At 42.9% G+C, this 18,396-nt stretch carries 16 protein-coding genes and 2 tRNA genes; 7 read left to right on the top strand and 11 right to left on the bottom strand.

Annotation, left to right across the window (positions count from 1 at the left end):
* Window positions 1-295: 295 nt before the first annotated feature.
* A complete protein-coding gene (locus ACFQ3S_RS10595; RefSeq protein ID WP_377164131.1) occupies window positions 296-1,210 on the bottom strand; it encodes a hypothetical protein in 915 nt (304 codons plus the stop codon).
* 357 nt (window positions 1,211-1,567) lie between these two features.
* On the opposite strand from ACFQ3S_RS10595, the gene ACFQ3S_RS10590 reads away from it, so the two are divergent.
* The gene (locus tag ACFQ3S_RS10590; RefSeq protein ID WP_377164129.1) at window positions 1,568-3,106 is read left to right on the top strand and encodes a glycoside hydrolase family 10 protein; all 1,539 of its coding nucleotides are present in this window, start codon (window positions 1,568-1,570) and stop codon (window positions 3,104-3,106) included.
* 177 nt (window positions 3,107-3,283) lie between these two features.
* On the opposite strand, the gene ACFQ3S_RS10585 is transcribed toward ACFQ3S_RS10590, so the two are convergent.
* From ACFQ3S_RS10585 to ACFQ3S_RS10545, 9 genes are all read right to left on the bottom strand, one after another.
* Window positions 3,284-3,574, bottom strand: coding sequence for a chaperone modulator CbpM (locus tag ACFQ3S_RS10585; RefSeq protein WP_377164127.1), 291 nt, complete (start codon window positions 3,572-3,574; stop codon window positions 3,284-3,286).
* A 5-nt stretch (window positions 3,575-3,579) separates the two neighbouring features.
* Window positions 3,580-4,491 (bottom strand): DnaJ C-terminal domain-containing protein, encoded by a 912-nt coding sequence (locus ACFQ3S_RS10580; RefSeq protein ID WP_377164125.1) that lies wholly within the window; start codon window positions 4,489-4,491, stop codon window positions 3,580-3,582.
* Window positions 4,492-4,687: 196 nt separating this feature from the next.
* Window positions 4,688-5,500: an SDR family oxidoreductase gene (locus ACFQ3S_RS10575; RefSeq protein WP_377164123.1), complete on the bottom strand. Its 813-nt coding sequence runs from the start codon at window positions 5,498-5,500 to the stop codon at window positions 4,688-4,690.
* A 201-nt stretch (window positions 5,501-5,701) separates the two neighbouring features.
* Window positions 5,702-6,697 (bottom strand): L-histidine N(alpha)-methyltransferase, encoded by a 996-nt coding sequence (gene egtD, locus ACFQ3S_RS10570; RefSeq protein ID WP_377164121.1) that lies wholly within the window; start codon window positions 6,695-6,697, stop codon window positions 5,702-5,704.
* A 19-nt stretch (window positions 6,698-6,716) separates the two neighbouring features.
* Window positions 6,717-7,862 (bottom strand): ergothioneine biosynthesis protein EgtB, encoded by a 1,146-nt coding sequence (gene egtB / locus ACFQ3S_RS10565; RefSeq protein WP_377164119.1) that lies wholly within the window; start codon window positions 7,860-7,862, stop codon window positions 6,717-6,719.
* 4 nt (window positions 7,863-7,866) lie between these two features.
* The gene (locus tag ACFQ3S_RS10560; RefSeq protein WP_377164116.1) at window positions 7,867-9,441 is read right to left on the bottom strand and encodes an ABC transporter permease/substrate-binding protein; all 1,575 of its coding nucleotides are present in this window, start codon (window positions 9,439-9,441) and stop codon (window positions 7,867-7,869) included.
* Window positions 9,438-10,400, bottom strand: a complete 963-nt coding sequence (locus ACFQ3S_RS10555; protein ID WP_377164114.1) for an ABC transporter ATP-binding protein — start codon at window positions 10,398-10,400, stop codon at window positions 9,438-9,440. Before ACFQ3S_RS10555 ends, ACFQ3S_RS10560 begins: the two co-directional genes overlap by 4 nt.
* Before the next feature lie 134 nt (window positions 10,401-10,534).
* A complete protein-coding gene (locus tag ACFQ3S_RS10550; RefSeq protein WP_377164112.1) occupies window positions 10,535-11,920 on the bottom strand; it encodes a mercuric reductase in 1,386 nt (461 codons plus the stop codon).
* Window positions 11,920-12,231: a DUF427 domain-containing protein gene (locus ACFQ3S_RS10545; RefSeq protein WP_377164110.1), complete on the bottom strand. Its 312-nt coding sequence runs from the start codon at window positions 12,229-12,231 to the stop codon at window positions 11,920-11,922. The genes ACFQ3S_RS10550 and ACFQ3S_RS10545 overlap by 1 nt, the downstream gene beginning before the upstream one ends.
* Before the next feature lie 245 nt (window positions 12,232-12,476).
* On the opposite strand from ACFQ3S_RS10545, the gene ACFQ3S_RS10540 reads away from it, so the two are divergent.
* From ACFQ3S_RS10540 to xth, 6 genes are all read left to right on the top strand, one after another.
* Window positions 12,477-12,548, top strand: a tRNA-Glu gene (locus ACFQ3S_RS10540).
* 60 nt (window positions 12,549-12,608) lie between these two features.
* Window positions 12,609-12,680, top strand: a tRNA-Glu gene (locus ACFQ3S_RS10535).
* Between the two features lie 303 nt (window positions 12,681-12,983).
* Window positions 12,984-14,036 carry a DUF5694 domain-containing protein gene (locus ACFQ3S_RS10530; RefSeq protein ID WP_377164108.1) on the top strand — a complete coding sequence of 351 codons (1,053 nt, stop codon included), beginning with the start codon at window positions 12,984-12,986 and terminating at the stop codon, window positions 14,034-14,036.
* 76 nt (window positions 14,037-14,112) lie between these two features.
* On the top strand, window positions 14,113-15,018 hold the full coding sequence (locus ACFQ3S_RS10525; RefSeq protein WP_377164105.1) for a metallophosphoesterase family protein: 906 nt from the start codon (window positions 14,113-14,115) through the stop codon (window positions 15,016-15,018).
* A 102-nt stretch (window positions 15,019-15,120) separates the two neighbouring features.
* On the top strand, window positions 15,121-16,731 hold the full coding sequence (locus tag ACFQ3S_RS10520) for a family 43 glycosylhydrolase (protein WP_377164103.1): 1,611 nt from the start codon (window positions 15,121-15,123) through the stop codon (window positions 16,729-16,731).
* 154 nt (window positions 16,732-16,885) lie between these two features.
* Window positions 16,886-17,662: an exodeoxyribonuclease III gene (xth, locus tag ACFQ3S_RS10515; RefSeq protein ID WP_377164101.1), complete on the top strand. Its 777-nt coding sequence runs from the start codon at window positions 16,886-16,888 to the stop codon at window positions 17,660-17,662.
* 1 nt (window position 17,663) lies between these two features.
* Here xth and ACFQ3S_RS10510 read toward each other — a convergent pair whose 3' ends face one another.
* Window positions 17,664-18,347 (bottom strand): hypothetical protein, encoded by a 684-nt coding sequence (locus ACFQ3S_RS10510; RefSeq protein WP_377164098.1) that lies wholly within the window; start codon window positions 18,345-18,347, stop codon window positions 17,664-17,666.
* Window positions 18,348-18,396 lie beyond the last annotated feature (49 nt).

Here is an 18,396-nt window from a genome sequence, read left to right as displayed (position 1 = left end):
AAACCACCGGGTTAATGGTAGTGTCATTTTCCAGTATCATGCTTTTACCACCCATATTAAAATTGAGCCGTTTTTTTTAAACTTCGTTTAATTAATACTGCGCCGCACTTTCTGTACACATAAAATGCACTACACCTAATTTTGTTTTTCCTTTAATGGTCATATTAAATATGCCACAAAAATATTACGGCTTTCAGGCTTCAATAATATTAAGGCATAAAAAAATCCCCGGGATACAGTACAACCGGGGATCTGCATTTTACGCCCTCCTACACGTGGAGGGCTGAGAGGGCTGTTATTTCAGTTTAAACTCGGTTTTACCCATCGTATAACCATCGGCATATAACAAAACAGTATAAGTACCCTTAACAAATTTGTTGGGGTTTAACCAATCAATAGTATAGGTGGTGCCGTCGTCCTGGTAATCAATAGCCGTTTTATAAGTAAACTGCAGTTCCTGTCCGTCAGCAGTAAATACGCCGCTATCGCCCAGTACCATTAAATTACCAGCCGGATCAATCATTCGCATATAAATATCGTGCATACCTTTTTCGGCTACGGCATTGCTGGCTATAGTAAAGTTAACCTTGATTTTTTTAGCCGGACCAGCCCTGTCTACATCCACCTCTTTACCGCTGCCCTTAATTTTATAGGCAACCACTTGGGCAGCACCCATTTTTAAAGCCGATGCCACTTTAACCTTGCTGTTTAGTTCCTGGTTTTGTTGCTCTAAAGTGGTGGCTTTCTGCGATACGGTGGCTACCTGATTTTTCAAGGTGTCGCGCTCGGTAGTTAACGAGGCGTTCATCTGGCGTAATTCTTCAATATCGGCCGTGTACTTGGTTACAAAGTAGCGCAGTTGTTTAATATCTTCCTGTGCTTTTTTTAATTCGGCCACGCTAAGCTGGCCTTTGGCCAATGCTCTTTTTAACACCATAATTTTATTTTGCAAACTATCGGTGCGAGATTGCATTTCGGCAGTTAGTTTGGCTTTGCCTGTATTTACCTGTTCTATCTGAGCCTCTAAACTATCAAGTTCGGTTTGCAACCGGTGTTTTTCGTCTTCACTCTGGTTCACAATTTTGGCAACATCTTTCTTTTTTTGCATATAAAGGTACACATCAGTACCTAACAAAGCCACAACCACTATAATAAGGAAATATATAACATTGGAGTTCTTTTTAGAGGTTTGTTCAGATCTGTTTTCCATAGGTTAATTTAGTTAATATATGTAACCGGCACCCTTTTATAACGCCGCATGCCTTAAAAACTGATACAGCAAGTAAAAACATTTTTTGTTATAAGGATAACACCTGTATTAGTATTTACGTAATTTAGTTGCAATTAAGTGTTTTAACAACAAATTTTAAGCAAAAAAATAACATCCATTAATGTAAGCTAAATAGTTACATCTCCATAAATGCCTTTAACACAGCTATAGCGGTGCGCTAAAAATAAATACAATAACCTGAAAACGCAAAGTATGCCGATAATTTCCCTCAAATACTAAAGCACCTTAATTGGAGTTATGTATCTTTGCCACCCTTAAATGAGTGTTTTGCCGCCTATGAATACAAGATTAGTGCTGATGATAGCCGCATGGCTTATGTGTTTACAACTGCAAGCGCAAACCGATACTGTTAAGCAACTTAACCCAAACCCCAAGCGCGAATTCAGGGGGGTTTGGGTAGCTACCGTTACTAATATTGACTGGCCCAGCACTCCCCACATACCCGCCGAGAGGCAAAAGACCGAACTGGCAAATATTTTTGAACAACATGCACAGGCTGGTATAAATGCCATTATGCTACAGGTTAGGCCTTCCGCCGATGCCTTTTATGCCAAAAGCCGCGAACCTTGGTCAAAATGGCTTAACGGCCAGCAGGGCTTAGCCCCTGATCCGTTTTACGACCCTTTAGCGTTTGCTGTTAACGAAGCTCATAAACGCAGCATGGAACTGCACGCCTGGTTTAACCCCTACCGCGCTACTATGGATGGTGGAGCCGTTAGCCCCCAGCATGTAACCAAATTGCACCCCGACTGGTTTGTTACCTATGGTGGCCGCAAATTGTTTAACCCCGGCCTGCCCGATGTACGCGAGTATATTGTACAGGTAGTGCTGGATGTGGTGAAAAATTATGATGTAGACGGCATACACATGGATGATTATTTTTACCCCTACCCTATTGCCGGGCAACGCATAAACGACCAGGCTACATTTCAAAAATACGGCAGCGAAGAATATGAAGATATACGCGACTGGCGCCGCCAAAACGTGGATACGCTGATCCACATGCTAACCGATAGTATTCATAAATACAAGCCCCATGTTAAGTTTGGGATTAGTCCGTTTGGAATTTGGAAAAACGCATCGCAAGACCCGGAAGGCTCGGATACGCACGGCGGGTCATCCTATTACGAACAGTTTGCCGATAGCCGACGCTGGATAATGGAGGGCTGGCTGGATTATATTAACCCGCAAATTTACTGGCCTTTTGGCAACCGCGCTGCAGCCTTTGAAAAACTGGTAGATTGGTGGAGTGATAATACCTACAATCGTCACCTGTATGTAGGCCAGGCAGCTTACCGCATTAACGAGCCACGCAACATCGGTTTTAAAAACCCCGACCAGATACCGGCCCAGATCCGTTACCTGCGCAATAATACACGGGTGCAAGGTAGTGTTTATTTCAGTTCGGTATCTTTAAGGCGTAATTACGGCGGATTGAATGACTCGCTGCATAACAATTACTACAAATCGCCCGCGTTGCCTCCTGTTATGCTCTGGCGCGATTCGGTTGGCCCTAATGCCGTACGGCAACTATCGGTTGGCCGTACAGAGCAGGGCCTGATGCTCAACTGGCTCACCCCCTTGCTGGCTAAAGATAAAGAACTGGTTTACGGCTATGTAGTGTACCGCTTTTACCAGGGTGAACGCATTGACATTAGCGACCCGAAACATATATTGCATATACAATATAACCCTTTAACCAGTAGTGAAGATACCACTGCCGAAAGAGGTAAGTATTATGTGTATGTAGTAACCGCTATTGACCGTTTAAAAAATGAGAGCGATCCCATAGCCGTATCGGCGCCTTACAGATAATCTTTTTAGCTTTGTATTACCGCCGCAATTAATACAATGACGGGCCGGTTACTACGCTGGCTAAGCCGGTAGTTACCATAGCAGCAAACTGTGCGGGGGGGGTTAGCATGCACTAACAGCGCTAAAAATATTTATATTAAAAATCCTCTCTCTTGCTGCGGGATACAGGGAGTGAGACTACTCATAACTTTTTAACCTATTCCGTAAATCCAGCATTTCCTGCTGCATGGCCTGTACACGTTGCAACAAATGGGTAATAGCTTCTATACCCGCTACGTTAATATCCAGTTCGTGGTGCAAACGCACCATCCGCTCTAAACCGGGTAGTTGTGTTTGCGAGATGTATCTGGTTTCGTTTACCACTGTAAGCTCAACCAGCCCGGCTTCTTCAAAAGAGTTGAGCAGTGTATATTCTATTTGATAATAGCTGCAAAAATCAAGTGCAGCGGTTAAATTTTGGTTTTCCATGAGCATCAACTTTTAGCCAGTTTTTCAAATAATGCATTTTGTTCGGGGGTTAAGTTAGTAGGCAGCTGCACATTATAGGTTAAATACAGATCGCCAAACTCGCCTTCATTTTTATATACCGGGAAGCCTTTGCCTTTGAGTTTTACCTGAGTACCGCTTTGCGTTTCGGGTTTCACTTTTACTTTAACCTGGCCGGTTAGGGTGTCGGCCGTAATTTCACCACCTAATATAGCCGTGTATAAATTAAGGGGAACGGTGGCCAGCAAATCGCTGCCACGGCGTTTAAAGCGGAGGTCATCAGCTATTAAAAAGGTAATATAAAGGTCACCTGTCGGTCCGCCGTTTACGCCGGGATTACCATGGCCTGCAATTTTAATGGTTTGGCCGTTTTCTACCCCAGCCGGTATAGTAATACGGATGTTACGCCCATTTACCGTAAGCGTTTGCTTTTGTGTAGTGGCCGCATCAAGCAAGCTCAGTTTTAGTTCGGCATTTAAATCCTGCCCCCGGTACTTAGCTTGCTGTTTGCCACCAGCATTGCCAAACATCGATTGAAAGAAATCAGAAAAGTCGCCATCATCACCGCCTGTGGATTCATAATTGTAACCACCCTGCGCCCCACCGCCCGAGTAGCCGCTATAGTTACGGCTTTGCTGCTGCTGTTGGCGGGCCTGTTGTTCATAAGCTTCGCCATGCTGCCAGTTTTCGCCATATTGATCATACTTTTTCCGCTTATCGGCATCGGTAAGTACTTCATTAGCTTCGTTTAACTCTTGAAATTTTTGATTGGCACCGGTATCGTTCGGGTTTAAATCGGGGTGATACTTGCGGGCAAGTTTGCGGTAAGCCGCCTTAATATCTTTTTCGGTAGCTGTTTTATCAACCCCTAAAACTTTATAATAATCAACAAAAGCCATAATGTATAATCTGCTGATGCAAGTTAAGCAATAACAACAGTTAAAGCGTATGGTTGTAAGAAAGTTGTGTTGGTCCGTTATTATAGAATGCCATTTATTCTAAAGCTGTCAGTCTTATCGAAGAATTAGCAAAGTGGATAAGTCTTCGACAACCTCTGACAATGTAGATTATTTTCTTGTCATTACGAACGATTAATTACACCCCGCTAAATACCGAAAATCCACCGTCAACAGCGATCACAGTACCGGTTACAAATGCGGAGGCATCGCTCAAAAGCCAAACCAGCGCGCCAATGAGTTCTTCGGCTTTGCCAAAACGTTTAAATGGCGTATTGCGCAATACCAGGTTTCCGCGCTCGGTGTACCCACCATCGGGTTGGGTAAGCAGGGTACGGTTTTGCTCGGTTAGGAAAAAGCCGGGAGCAATGGCGTTCATACGCAGCTTATCACCATAACGGTTTGCGGCTTCTACGGCAAACCACTTGGTATAATTATCAATAGCGGCCTTAGCCATACTATAACCTAAAACCTTGGTAACCGCCTGTTGCGATGCCATCGACGATATGTTTACAATACTACCTTTACCACCTTTAGCCATTACTTCACCAAAAATCTGTGTTGGTATCAGCGTGCCCCAAAGGTTGAGATCCATTACCTGGCGCATACCTTCCATGCTCATGGTAAACAGGTCCTGATCGGGCTGAAGGATACCGCCCGGCATATTGCCGCCTGCACCATTTACCAAGCCATCAATGCGGCCGTAAGTGTCCATTACTTTTGTGCGTGCGGCCAGCAAATCGGTTTCGTTCATTACATCGGTAACCAGGGCAATCGCTTGTCCGCCGTGGGCGTTAACCGCATCTGCGCGTTCCTGCGCAATCTTTTGATTACGGCCTAAAATACCCACAATACCACCGGCTTCAGCTATACCTTTAACAAAGGCATCACCCAAAACCCCGGTACCGCCGGTTACTAATATTACTTTATCTTTTAACGAGAAGCTTTCCATTTTATAATTGATTGTACACAAAGCAAGCAAAAATTATGCAGCTTATGTGTACAAAATACAATTAGGTATTTGAAGGCCGTTAAAGTGGCTTACAGATGTTTTAAAGCACAACCAAATATATTATGAAAACTAACTTTAGTGTACCACTAAGATGCTTGAAAGTACTGAATATGTAAGTATATTAACTTTGTTAGTGAATAATTAAACCGCCAGCCAAACCGAATCTAAAAACCAGCTCTTACTATCTATAAAGTAATGTACCGGTTTAAAACCGGCATCGGCAGCCATTTGGTTGGTTTGCTCAACGGTATATTTCTGCGAGATCTCCATGTAGATGTACTCATCCTTTTTAAAGAGGATGGTTTCATCACAAAAATTTACTTGCTGATCTGATAAACTAATGAGGTAACTTTTACAGGCGCCGGTTTCAGGGTCGTATGTTGGATAATGTTCAAACTGGTCGAGGTTAAAATTAGCCTGTAATTCGCGGTTAATGCGAGTAAGCAGATTCAAATTAAACTGACGGGTAAAGCCTTGCGCGTCATTATAAGCCGCTAAAACCGTTCTTGGATCCTTTTTCAGGTCTACCCCAATTAGTACGCTATCTCCAATAGATAAATGTTTGCGCATCTCCTCACAAAAGCCTTCGGCATCGGCCACCGGCATATTACCAATGTTAGATCCCAGGAAGAGCACCACCTTACGCCTTTCCGATAGTTGGGCAGCCTCTTTCAGCATATCAAAATAGTCGCCTGTTAAGCCGGTAAGTTGAAGCCCGGGCAAGGTTTGAGGCAACGTTTCATTCAGATAATTAATTACATGCCCCGATATATCAATGGGCACATAAGTAAATGTAATTTGTTTATCCAGCAAATGGCGGAGCAAGTGCGCCGACTTCATGGCATCGCCAGCACCCAATTCAATCAAATCGAACGGACTGCCATCGGCCATAATGGCCTGGGCTAACGCTTCGGTTTGTTCAGTAAATATTTCCAGTTCGCAATTGGTAGGATAATATTCGGGTGCATTCATAATCTCCTGGAACAGTTCATCGCCGGCGGCATCATAAAAATACTTAGCCTCCAGGTATTTTGGAGAAGCTGTTAAACCGGCCATTACGTCCTCAAAAAATTGTTGGTTGAGGTCTTGCTGGTTGGTTTGCTGATCGGTTACCAGGGTATGTTCAAAGTTTTTCATAGGTATTGGTAGAAGAAAGTTATCTGGCTAAACGGATGCCCGTAAAATGCCAGCGCAGGTTAGGATGAAAAAAGTTACGGTAGGTAGTACGGCTATGCCCCGGGGACGTAGCCTCTGATGCACCGCGAAGCACCTTTTGATTGACCATAAATTTGCCGTTATACTCGCCAATGGCGCCTGGTGCTTTGTTAAACCCTGCATAAGGCAGGTAGGCACTCTCGGTCCACTCCCAGCTTTTGCCCCAGTTAAATTGGGTGGCGGCTGCTTCCCACTCAAATTCGGTAGGCAGGCGCATGCCTTTCCAGGAGGCGTAAGCATAGGCCTCGTAATAACTTACATGCCCAACGCTATCGTGCAGGTGCAATGGTTCCAATCCGCGAAACGTATATACAAACCATTGGCCATCTATATTGTGCCAGTATAAAGGCGCTGTAACTTCATTCTTTTTAACCCAGTCCCAGGCTTCGGCATGCCAATGACGAAAATCCTGGTAACCGCCGCTGTTCATAAATTCGAGGTACTCCGCATTAGTAACCAAACTACTGCTAATTTCATAAGCGTTAAGATATACTTTATGCCGGTTCAGTTCATTATCAAAACAGAAATCTTTGCCCTGGTGGCCTATTTCATAGATACCTTCGGCCATGCTTACAAAACCGGGGGCACCCTCAATTTTGGGTGATGAATAAGCGGGATTGTAAGCCGGGAAAAGTGGGTTATGCCCTAAAATGTATTTAATATCGTAATACAATAGTTCCTGATGCTGTTCCTCGTGGTTTAAACCCAGTATAAATAGCTCCGTAATTTCTGCCGATGGCTCGTGGCGCAAAAATTCAAAAATGGCATTATCAACATACTCGCGGTAACGGTACACATCCAGCACGGTTGGGCGACTTAAATTACCCCGATCGGTACGGATCACCCTTGCGCCTACGGTTTCGTAATAACTGTTAAAAACATAATTATAATTAGGGTCGTATTCCTGGTAGCCCATTACATAGGGCTTCAAAATAAAGGTTTCAAAAAACCAGGTGGTATGGCCAATATGCCACTTAGGCGGACTTACGTCGCCCATGGGCTGTACCACATAATCTTCGGTTTGCAGGTGGCTGCAAATATCTTCGGTGCGCCGGCGCACCAATTTGTAAGAGGCGGCTAAAGTCATGGTATTAATTACTATCCAAAAAGCGTTTTAGGTCCGAAATTGTTTTGATGCCTAAGTCATCCGCTTGTTGTTTTCGCATCATTAAAGCATACGCATTATTAAAGCCAATTGGTTTTAACCATTGTATGTTAAATTTATTTTTAAACTCCTGCTGCACGTACTGGTAGGTCTTTTCCTTATCTAACCCCACTTCCTGTACTTTTTGGGGTGTTGGCTGCAGTAAAACCAGCAAACCAGTACCTGTATATTCGGGGTAAAAATCTATTTGGTTGTTGGTAAGCGCATCAAAGCAAATTTTGGTGCCGCCTAAACCAGTTTTGGTGGAAGTGCCGTAATTGGTATTACCTTCAATGAGCATACTGTACATGCTGGCTAAAATATATTGCTCTCCAAAAACTTTAGAACCTATGCGCACAATGCCATCTTTCCCGTTACGACTGGGTTTATACAGGCCTTGCGCCACTAAAAAATCCTTGGCTACGCGTTCGGGCGTTTGGTGCAGGTAATCGGTGCGGTAATTCAGGTCGGTCATTACCGAATCGTTAATATGGCCCGAAAGCAGGTTCAACGTTTTTTCGAGTACGGGAAACTTTTTAAGCGATTCCTGCCTTACAATAGGTGCTGCATAATAGGGCGGGAAGATCTTTTTATCATCATCCAATACCATCAAATTATATGCTTTGAGCCGACCATCGGTTGAGTAGCCGCTGATGACATCCAATTGCTTTTCAAATGCGGCATTGTACATTACGGCATCATTGATTACAATGGTATGGATTTTTAAACCATACTTTTGCTGCAAGCCTAAGTTACCGTCTTGCCTGCCCATAAACTCGGGCGTAAAACCTGCTGTAAGTTTGCTGCCATAAGCCGCATCGGGAATGAGATAGAAAGAAGCTAAAACCAGTATGATTATTGGCAAAGCATATAAGCCGATCTTCAATTTTTTAAAGCTGATATTTTGCACAATTGATAGTAAAAAATCGAACAGTATAGCCAGCAAGGCCGCAGGTATGGCTCCGGCCAAAATCATGTTGGTATTATTGAGCGATATACCCCCAAAGATAAATTCGCCCAAACCACCGGCAGCAATGTAAGATGCCAGCGTAGCCACACCTACGTTAATAACCGTAGCGGTGCGGATACCCGCCAAAATAACCGGCATAGCCAAAGGCAATTCCACCTTAAAAAGCACCTGCTTTAAACTCATACCCATAGCCAAGGCGGCTTCTTTAACCGACGCATCAACCCCTGTAATACCCGTAAAAGTATTGCGGATTATGGGTAGCAAGGCATATAAGAACAAAGCCACGATAGCAGGTTTGGCACCAATACCCAACAGCGGGATCATGAAACCCAACAGCGCAATACTCGGTATAGTTTGCAATACACCCGCTATGCTCAGCACCGCACCCGAAAACTGCTTTTTACGGGCAATAAATACACCCAGCGGTAAACCAATAACCACTGCAATTAACAGCGAAATAAAGGTAAGCCCGATATGTTCCAGCGTTTGAGTTAGCAGTTTATCAGATTGCTCGTGCATAAACTGCCACAAGGTTTGTTGCTGCTCGCTCATGCTGGTAGTGTAGTTTGATATTGATGATAAGCAGTCATTAACTGCTCAAACGTAACTGTTTTGGGCTCATTAGCCGGGGATGGAATAATTAACACTTGTTGATTATTGGCTTTCAACAGTTCCATAGCCGTCCAGATATTATCTGTAGAGCGAATGTTTACCTCAGCTCCCGATATATCTGTTGCGGGCGGCAGCAGTTCCCAAATGTCTTGCAAGGTAACTGTCTTCAGTTCCAGTTGCAGGCGCTGGGCTTGTAGAAAGTCTTTAACAAAATTATTGACTGGTTTAAATAGCAGCTCAGCCGGGGTACCAGTTTGTACCATTCGGCCTTTATCCATAATGCAAATGCGGTTGCCCAGTTCAAAGGCTTCCTGCACATCGTGCGTTACCATCACAATGGTTTTGCGTTGCAGCTCGTCCAGCTCTTTAAACTCATCCTGTATTTTGGCACGGGTAATATTGTCGAGCGCACCAAAGGGTTCGTCCATCAGCAGTATAGGAGCATCGGCCATGAGGGCACGCGCCAGGCCAATGCGTTGCTGCTGACCACCGCTTAACTGATTTGGATATTTGTTAAGGAAATCTGCGGATAAATGCAGTTTTTCAAGCAATTCATGCGTACGACTGGCTATGCGTTTATCGTCCCACTTTAACAGTTTGGGTACAATGGCAATATTTTCACCCACGGTGTAATGCGGAAACAAGCCGGTGTTTTGCAGCACATAACCAATAGTACGGCGTAATATTTCGGCAGGTTGGCGGGTAACATCCTCGCCGTTAATGAAAATATTACCGCTGGTAGGCTCTATCAGCCGGTTAATCATTTTCAAGGTAGTAGTTTTACCACAGCCACTGGTACCCAGCAAGATCAGGTTCTCTCCTTCGGCCACCTCAAAAGAAATATCATCAACAGCCTTGGTTTGGCCATATTGCTTACTGAGATTTTGAACCGTGATCATGAAGCCCCTCCTAAATCCTTCCCGGGAGGGAGGACTTTTGTACTGTTTCTTTCAAATATAATTATAATAATCATTCTTCTTAGGCAAGGAAGCTTTTGATGCCCCCTCCCTCCCGGGGAGGGCTGGGGAGGGGCTTACTCGTCCAGCTTCATAAATAAATTATTTAACGATTCGGAATACGTAGGGTGCGCGAACACGCAATAGCGTATCTGTTCGTAAGTAATGCCACCCATCATGGCCATTTGCAGTACCGACATAATTTCACCACCTTCTTCGGCCATTATAGCTGCGCCCAAAATCTGTTTGGTATCGGCATCCACAATAGCTTTCATCATACCTCGTGTTTCACCTACTTCAACGGCACGGGCTACACTATCCATTTTCAACACGGCTACTTTGTAGTTCAACCCCTTTTCTTTAGCCTCGGCTTCGGTGATGCCTATGCGGCCCAATTGCGGGTCGGTAAACATACAATAAGGTACTGGTCGACCGTCTGTAGTCAGGTTTTCACCCTTTAATAAATTACCCCAAACCACTACAAAATCATTGTAGGCAATGTGAGTAAAAGCTGGTCCGCCTTTAATATCGCCTAAGGCATAAATTCCGGGCACATTGGTTTGCAGTTTATTATCGACCTTAATATGACCTTTGTCATTTACCTCTACACCCGCAGCTCCTAAATTCAAGGCTTTGCTTTGCGGTTCGCGGCCAGTGGCTATCAGCACATGGGTACATTCCAAAGTTTCTGTACGGCCATTTAAATCAGCTGTTACCAGTATTTTTCCACTACCGTCTTTCTCAAATTTGGTAGCATGAGCGTTGCAATGTATGGCAATGCTTTCTTCTTCCAGTATATTGGTTAGTTCATACGCTATATCTCCGTCCTCATGGCTCATAATGCGCTCGCCACGCTCTAAAAGCGTAATCTGGCTACCAAAGCGCCTGAACATCTGGCTAAACTCCAACCCTATATAATTTCCGCCTATTACCAAAATATGTTCAGGTACTGTTTCCAGTTCTAAAATACTGGTAGAAGTGAGATAGTGGATATCCTTCAACCCTTCAATGTTGGGGATAATGGTTTGCGTACCTGCGTTAATAAAGATCTGATCGGCTTGTAACTCTTCGGTACCGCCATTATTCAGTTTAACCCGGATTGTAAGAGTACCGGTAAATGAAGCTTCGCCAAATAGCAGGTCGATATTTTCATCTTCTTCCAAACTTTTTTGATTGCCACTGCGCGAATGCATTACAATATCGTCTTTCCGCTTTTTAATTTGCGGCATATCAATGCTATAGCCATCAATTTTTACGCCCAGGTTATTGCAACGCCCTGCTAAATAAGCCGCCCTTGCCGAAGCCACCATAGTTTTAGTAGGTGTACAGCCATCGTTTACGCAGGTACCGCCTACCCAACGCTTTTCTATAATAGCTGTTTTTTTTCCGGCTTTGGCCATTTTACGCGCCAACGGACTACCCGCCTGACCAGAGCCTATGATAATAACATCGTACAGCTTCATTACTCGGTTACCTTTACACCTTTCCAAAAGGCAACGTAATCTTTAATTTCGGCGGCTGCAGGTTTGGGATCGGGGTAATACCAGGCGGCATCCTGGTTTTCTTTACCATTCACTACCAGGCTGTAATAAGAGGCTACCCCCTTCCATGCACAGGTGGTATGTATATCTGTAGGTTTTAAGTACTCAGTTTTAACACTTTCTTTAGGGAAATAATGATTGTTTTCTATTACAATAGTCTGATCGCTTTCGGCAATTACCTGGTTATTCCATAAGGCTTTCATGGTAGATTTTGACATTGATTTTTGCAACATACTCAAGTGCTGGCAATGCTTTATGTAAAATAACAATTATTTGTTTTTGTTTTTGAAGTTTGTTAGTTAAATATCAATATGCAACAAAGTTGTTTTTTTACTTCAATAATTTTTTAGTTTCTCAGATAAACCCCTATCTTTGCATTCCCAAAATAAGGGAGCGTTCATACAATTAATATTAATGTATTTATAATTTAAAGCCTTATACGCCTTAATTTGTAAATAATAACTGCCGATTAATACTCGGCCCGTTCGTCTAGGGGTTAGGACGCCAGATTTTCATTCTGGAAACAGGGGTTCGATTCCCCTACGGGCTACTTTATTGGTTATTACGTTGTTGCACGTTCTTTAATGCACTTAATAACTAAGCCGCATAAGGCCCGTTCGTCTAGGGGTTAGGACGCCAGATTTTCATTCTGGAAACAGGGGTTCGATTCCCCTACGGGCTACAAAGCCGCTTTACGAAAGTAGAGCGGCTTTATGCTTTTAGTGGTCATTGATCTTGCTTAGGGTTATCTTAAACGCAGCTTTCGGCTCAATTTCCTTCGGCTCATCTTTTTTGTATTCCGGCTTGTTGAAGTAAATCATTTAGCTTTTGGATGTTATGTTGCTTTTTGCATAAACACTTTATTTTTTATATGTTTAAGAGCAGGCAAGACGCTGGCGATTTTTTACCATCCTCCGGCCTTAGATATAATGAGGCTAAAATTATCGGGCTCGAAAACGCTATAACTAAATAACAAGGCAAAAACATGAAGTATTTCTTTTTATTTATTTTTCTCGTTTCCTTTAACGCCAGTGCGCAACAAGTTGACATCATACTGATAGGGGTTTCCCACAACTATAGCAAATATCCTGCACAGGAATATTCCGGCATATATCATAAGATCAGAAAATTTAAACCCGATGTTTTTTTTGGTGAATTTTTGAGTAAGGAAGACGAACGGTTGGTGATGGATTATTGGTGTAAACAAGACAATACCAAGCGGCTAAATATGCTAAGGAGCAATAGAAATATATTAGATGAATTGCTGCCAAAAACAATTGACAGTTTAAAAAAGCTATCTCTTTTAAAACCCAAAAATTATCAGGTAAAAACTGATTTAGCTCATGCTTACTATCTTAATCAAGACGTTGCAAACGGACACTATCAATTTTGGCAAGTATTTAATCACCTTCAACAAACCCCTGATGCGGAACTTGAGCGTTACGTCAATAAATTACTTAGTCCTCAATTGGATACCACAGGGCGAAGTATAAAGAGACTGAAAACCTCCGAATATGCCACGATAGTATTTCCGATGATGCAGGAAATGGGAATGCATGAATTGCTTTCTATGGATTGCCAAGATTATGATTTAAATTGGGGAGCATCATGGGCAGCATTCGATGCGAAATTTAACTTAATAAAAAAAGACACCACTTCTACCTTCGGAAAAAAATTAAAATTGGAATTGGTTAAAATAAATATCGGCTTTGAAAAATATGCAAGTATCGAAAAATCTTCAAAAAAAGTAACAGAATGGTTAAATACAGATGAGGCCTCTGCCATTTCTGCTTCAGGAGATTTCTATTTGCAAGAGATGTATGACATGAAAAAGTTCCCTAAAGAAGAAATGCTATCAAAAATACATTGGTGGATGATGAGAAATAAAGTAATGTGTGACAATGTTGTAAATAGAGCGAGAATGGCAGGATTTAAAAAAGTAATTGTTGTTGTTGGGGCAAATCACAGAAAATACATGCAAAACATTTTTAAAACTATGCCAAACGTAAAAGTAAAAAACATTAACGAAGTTGAATAGAATACCATCTCAAATGCTGCCAAGCAAGCCATATCTATTAACACCTCCTTAACACTCCAACCGTATTTTTGCCTTCATGATGAACAGACGGTCGGTAATCAAAAATTTAGGCGGGGCTATGTTGCTCCCTGCCATTACAAACGAAAATCTGCTGATCGATAAAGTCGCGGTATTGCGGGTTGTGCATATAACTGATGTTCATTTGAAAGACGAATTTGGCGCACCCGCTAAATTCGCGCGTTGTTTACACCATTTGCAGAATCAGCTTCCAAAAGTTGACCTTGTACTGAATGGCGGGGATATTGTTTTCGACATGAACAAAGAAGAGCTTGGCACCATAAATAAACAATGGAAATTGGTGCATGAGGTAATGAAAAATGAATGCAGTTTACCTGTACGTTATTGTTTGGGCAATCATGATGTTTGGTGGCAGGAAGACAAAAAGGACATGGCGTTATATGGAAAGCGATATGCTTTGGAACAATTGAAGTTGAAGAAGGCTTATTACAGCTTTACCCAAAAGGGATGGAAATTTATTATACTGGATAGTGTGCACCTGGATATTGATGGCAGTTGGTATATTGGTAAACTGGGTAATGAACAGTTTGACTGGCTGGAAAATGAGTTGAAACACATCAACCAAAACATACCGGTGCTGGTTATGTCGCATATACCTATACTTACTGCTACAAACCTCATTGAGGATAATATTATAAACAAATGGGTGATGTTAGGCGGAGACATGCATACAGATACGGCAAAGATCATTTCCCTGTTTTACAGGCACCCCAATGTGAAGCTATGCCTGAGCGGTCATATTCACCTGCGCGAAAAACTTATTTACAACAATGTTACCTACATTTGTGATGGCGCTGTGAGTGGTGCATGGTGGAACGGAAACCGCCGCGAAACAGCACCGGGCTATGGCCTTATTGACCTGTATGCAGACGGTACCTTTATCGAACATTATATAAATTATTAAGCTACTCGTTCCTGATTAAAGATATAACGCTATTCGTCATTATATTTGGCAATAAATTCCGACTCTGCTAAATCCTAATTTGATAGCGGCTACAAACCAATTATGACGAAATTAATTAATTACCGCCCGGCTATTGCTGTGTTACTGTTAACTTTTTCCTTACAGCTGTGCATAACTACCATTGCCAGAGCCCAAACGCCTAATATAAAAAATGACCGATTTTGGAATACAAAAGACGGGCGACCTATTTACAGCCAGGGAGGCGGCATATTTCAGTTTAATGATCCTCTAACCAATGAGAAAAAATATTATTGGTACGGTGTGCATTACGCCGAGGCCGATACTTACCGCAATAACCCATCTGTTACCCTTCCTACTTCTACATTTGAGTCGGTAACATGCTATACTTCTACTGATTTGGTCAACTGGGCCTTTACCGGAGACGTATTGACTAAAGATAGTGTAAATAAGAACGGCAAAACATGGGTAGGCCGCCTGGGGGTTGCTTATGTTAAGGAGATGAATAAATATGCCATGTTTGTGCAGCATGGCAGCCAGGTACTCATTACACTGGCCGATTCACCTGCCGGGCCATTTAAGTGGCATCAAAAAATAAGCATGGAGCAGATGATTGGTACTACCAATACGGGCGATCAAACTGTGTTTACCGATGAAGATACCGGTAAATCATACCTTATTTATTCGTATGGAAAAGGCCGCAATAAAATCTACGTATCCGAAATTGGAGTGAAAGATGGCAAGGTGAACCTACTTGACTGCACCCAGGTATTTAAGGGTGAAAGCCGCGAAGGGAATTGCATGTTCAAGTATAAAGGCAGGTATTATATGTTCGCCTCCAACATTTACGGCTGGGATGCTTCTTTTGCGTATTACCTGGTGGCCGATAATATTAGGGGTCCTTACCTGCCCGAAAATAACATGCTGGTGATGAAAGGCGCCGATACCGATTTCGCGCATGTGTCACAAACAGGCTTTTTTTACGTGGTAAAAGGCAGTCAGCAGGAAACTGTAATTTATTGCGGCGACCGATGGGCTAACTTTGCTGGTAACGGGTTAGGCTATAATCAGTGGTGCCCTATTTCGTTCGATGGTAAAATGCCTTACTTTAACTCGCTCGAATCATGGAACCTGGATGTTAAAACCGGCAAATGGGCCGTTGCCAGTGATAACAATTTTGTAATGAACGGCAGCTTCGAAGCCGACCGCAGGCATATTCCAAGCCAGGTTAAACCAGTACAAACCCAACTAACCGGTTGGGCAACAATAGTAACTGAGGGAAATGCTATCAGTCTCGACAGCACTACATCACCGGTATTAAATTACTTTAACACTCAAAACGACCGCAAAACCGTTATTGGCGAAAAAAGCCTGAACATTAGCGACAAGGTTAAATTTAGCAGGAAGGTATATCAGGTGATCTCCTCTTCGCCCTATGTTAAACTGGAAGATGGCATATATACCCTATCAGCCAAAGTAAAAAACAGTAAAGGATTTGCAAAACTGACCATGTATGCCGAAAGCAATGGCAAGAAACATAAATACGATATAACGGCCGAAAACTTATCGTGGCATACTATTCAAATTAACAACGTCCCTGTTAAAGCAGGTAAGGTGGAAGTAGGCTTTTTAGCACAAGGCACGGCAAACGCTTTTTGCCTGGTTGATGATGTGTCGCTGGTGAAAATGAAGTAATTAAAATGGTCTAACACACTGGAATTAAATTTCTAATCATCAAAACCTTCCTTTTATTAGTTGTACCATACGATGAATATTTTTTGCAACAGATAAATGTAGAACGTTCCATTGCTATGGAGTAATTTGCTAAAATTGCCATCATCTTACAACTATGAAAATAGCTACCTATAATGTAAACGGCGTAAACGGACGCTTACCCGTACTACTGCGCTGGCTGGAAGAAACCCAGCCCGATGTGGTTTGCCTGCAGGAGTTGAAAGCACCGCAGGAAAAGTTTCCGGAACAGGCCATACGCGATGCCGGGTACAATGCCATTTGGCATGGACAAAAAAGCTGGAACGGAGTAGCCATTTTAGCCCGCGATACTGAGATTAAGGAACTACGCCGCGGACTACCCGGCGATGAGGAAGATACGCAAAGCCGCTATATAGAAGCCTTGATTAACGGTGTTGTAATTGGCTGCCTTTACCTGCCCAACGGCAACCCAGCTCCTGGTCCTAAACTGGAGTATAAACTGCAATGGTTTGAAAGGCTGACAACGCATGCCGCACAACTGCTTACTTATGATGTACCGGTAATTTTAACAGGCGATTTTAATGTAATGCCTACCGAACTGGATGTTTACAAGCCTGAGCGTTGGGTGGATGACGCGCTGTTTCGCCCGGAGGTTAGAGCCGCTTTTAAAAACTTAGTTGACCAGGGGTGGACGGATGCCATAAGAACATTATATCCTACGGAAACCATTTACACGTTTTGGGATTATTTTCGCAATGCGTATGGCCGTAATGCCGGTTTGCGTATTGACCATTTCTTGCTGAGCCCGCAGGTGAGTGGCCGCCTTAAAAGCGCCGGGGTTGACCGCGACGTGCGGGGCTGGGAAAAAACCAGTGATCATGGTCCGGTTTGGATTGAACTGGCCGGCGAATAGCCTATTTAAACTTTTTAGGGTTCTTTAAAATATAACTGTCCATTTTGGGCAGCTGGTCCCAGCGTTTAAACTGGTACACCTCATTTGTGGCTTGTTCTTTACCAGTTTCGTGGTCTATGATCTTAGTAATTACAAAGGTGCTGTCATTTAACACGCGCCCCCTCTCTTCGGCCAGTTGGTAAGCGTCCATAGAAACGTAATAATACTGAATCACGATCTCGTTGTTTTGTATCCTGAATATCCCTTGGTCTAATATCTCGGCTTTTTTATTGTAGAAATAAACCTTTTCATTGCCCATAGCAGTGAAATAGCATTCAAAATGTTCGCAAGCGTTTTGAAGTGTGTTGAGCTCTTCCAAATTGCATTTCACCCGGTAATTAAATGAACTATTCTCTTGCAGACCCGAAAACGAGCCATAAACATGCGTGCTGCCATCAGCATATAAAACTAATGGTATTACCCTAATTTGTTCCTGCTTTTTAGTGGTGTCCTCACTGTAGCCGCCATATCCATTACGATGATAAGGCGCTTTAATAACCGTAACCGCATGAAAATAATAGCCGTTCAACTTTAATTGGCTCGAGGTTTGCCCAATGTTTTTTACACTCATCAGCTTATCCTCGTTCCTAATGGTCACACAACCAGCCACAATAGCAGCCAGTAACAAAAACAGTAATGTTTTCATAACGGTAAGGTAAGCATAATATCCGTTGATGTATATACTCCAAATAGTT

Origin of the sequence: Mucilaginibacter terrae (assembly GCF_042679325.1) — a bacterium.
In the GTDB taxonomy this organism is placed as follows: domain Bacteria; phylum Bacteroidota; class Bacteroidia; order Sphingobacteriales; family Sphingobacteriaceae; genus Mucilaginibacter; species Mucilaginibacter terrae.
The sequence above is the reverse complement of the archived record's forward strand: the minus strand, read 5'-3'. Positions and strand labels throughout refer to the sequence as shown.